The following is a 1,770-nucleotide window of genomic DNA, read 5'->3' on the forward strand; positions in this document are numbered from 1 at the left end:
AAAGTAAGTAATTCGTTAGAAGTATGCGAATATAGTATTAGCAATAGCTTTGTCTGATTGATATTTAGTCAGCAGTTCGGGGTTCAGACCCAAGCCCCGTCAATAAATCGAAAAATCTTCTTGCCAGCACTGCTGTTCGTTCTACGAGGTTAAGTCAATATTAAACAGTACTCGCATGCCGCCAATGGAAATGATAAATAATGTCCATATAGCACTCTCCGGATCTTTGATGGCAAGTTTCTTTTCTCTAATTAATATCTGAAAGAAGGGCTTCAACTTAGCTACGGTTTTTTGATTCATCCTCTCGCGAGCGTTCTGACAGATCTCCGCTTTGTGATTGGCTTCGCTGACAAGTAGTCGAATAAATTCCCGGTTTACTCCCGGTTGCTGTCGCATGTGGGTTGCGAAGGTATGAGGATGTGCTTAACTTAGCAAGTCGCTCACCATACGGTTCCGAAGCTTTGTTGACCGCATCCCCGAACAGCTCCAATTTACTGGCATAGTGGCGGTGTGGTTTTAACCCGGGCGCACGATCTATTTGGAAAATGGTTTAGAATCCAGAAACTCAAACGTTTCTTTAATTGTTGTCGGAATGTCTCGGAATATTACACCTAAACTATCCCGGCGGCTGAAATCAAAGCGGGTCGGTGTTTCTATCTCTCCTTCCAACGGAGCAGGGTAGGCACTTGCGGGAATGTAAGGTCGCATAGTTTCGTAAAGGTCGTTCCAGGGCCAGCTATAACTTGGCTAAGGTTTAGACCACCAGGATCTTGTGCAGCAGGAAGATCTAACCAGGTGGTTACCATGGTCAAGGAGCGAAAACGCCACCAGCACCGTTACCATATTGCACAGATGCAGGACCGCGCAAAACCTGAAGCTGTAAACCACGAGCGCCAAAGCCTCGAATCGAGATGCGCAAATTTTGAGCAAAATTATAGAGATCCTGTGTATAGACGCCTGGCACGACGCCAAGAACTTCATCCAATTGCAGTTTGGTCTGTGCCTGTAATGAATCACCGCCAATAGCAACCGATAACGCTGCAGGCGTCTCCAATAATGAGCGCTCAATCTTTTGCGCGGTAACGGTTACGGTCTCAATACTATTTTGGGGTGCCTGGGAATCATCAAGAGCCTGACAAACGGCGCTTATTCCGATTTACATAAGAAGGAAGGAAGCTGATACATGCATATTCATATTGTTATCTGTGTTTACCCATAGCGTTTTCAGGATTCGTGTAATTTACCGGAAGAACCGACAGCAATTATATGGCAGTCTGAGTATGGGCGATCTACATCAATATATATAATATGTCCGATACTATTTAATATCGGACATAAGATAATTGGTGTTACTTATGTAATCTATGTGGCGTCCTATCACTCTGTATACACAGTTATCAGAAGTATGTAATCTGAGATCGATATCATCGGAAGAAATCAGGCTTAACAATTGAAGATTGTAGAATTGTGGCTCAACGGAATGCTTACCTATCGGGCATACGGCGTAGATAAATTGCCGATTGTGCCTATTAACCGATTTCTAATGTTTCAACAAAAGCGAGGCAGATCTGCAAATACGGTCAAAAGCCAGGCGTACGATCTATTAGCTTTTTTTCGGTTTTTAGATTCCAACGAAAACGAATGGTTTAACGTAGGGATTGACGAATGGGTGGATTTCATTCATGAACTTAAAACAAAAGCGTCTAAATCGTCCGTTTATTTTCTTACGGAGCATGTTGGTAATGCTCGTTCAGCTTCGACGATCAATAG

Annotated in this window: 3 protein-coding genes; 1 reads left to right on the forward strand and 2 read right to left on the reverse strand. The window is 43.4% G+C overall.

Features of this window, described 5'->3' with window-relative positions:
• Nucleotides 1-141: 141 nt before the first annotated feature.
• Together ACXAFR_RS27280 and ACXAFR_RS27285 are read right to left on the reverse strand one after the other, a co-directional pair.
• Nucleotides 142-396 (reverse strand): TetR/AcrR family transcriptional regulator C-terminal domain-containing protein, encoded by a 255-nt coding sequence (locus ACXAFR_RS27280; protein WP_475183307.1) that lies wholly within the window; start codon nucleotides 394-396, stop codon nucleotides 142-144.
• Between the two features lie 412 nt (nucleotides 397-808).
• Nucleotides 809-1,054: a TonB-dependent receptor plug domain-containing protein gene (locus ACXAFR_RS27285; protein WP_475183310.1), complete on the reverse strand. Its 246-nt coding sequence runs from the start codon at nucleotides 1,052-1,054 to the stop codon at nucleotides 809-811.
• 396 nt (nucleotides 1,055-1,450) lie between these two features.
• Between ACXAFR_RS27285 and ACXAFR_RS27290 the strand changes: the two genes are divergently transcribed.
• Nucleotides 1,451-1,770: site-specific integrase (locus tag ACXAFR_RS27290; protein WP_475183312.1), on the forward strand; the 320-nt coding region annotated here is incomplete at its 3' end.

The organism is Pseudomaricurvus sp. ABR4_320 (assembly GCF_056159445.1).

Bases quoted from the DNA above. Each gene is read 5' to 3' on its own strand.
- ACXAFR_RS27280 (WP_475183307.1), bottom strand. From the start codon at position 396: ATGCGACAGCAACCGGGAGTAAACCGGGAATTTATTCGACTACTTGTC.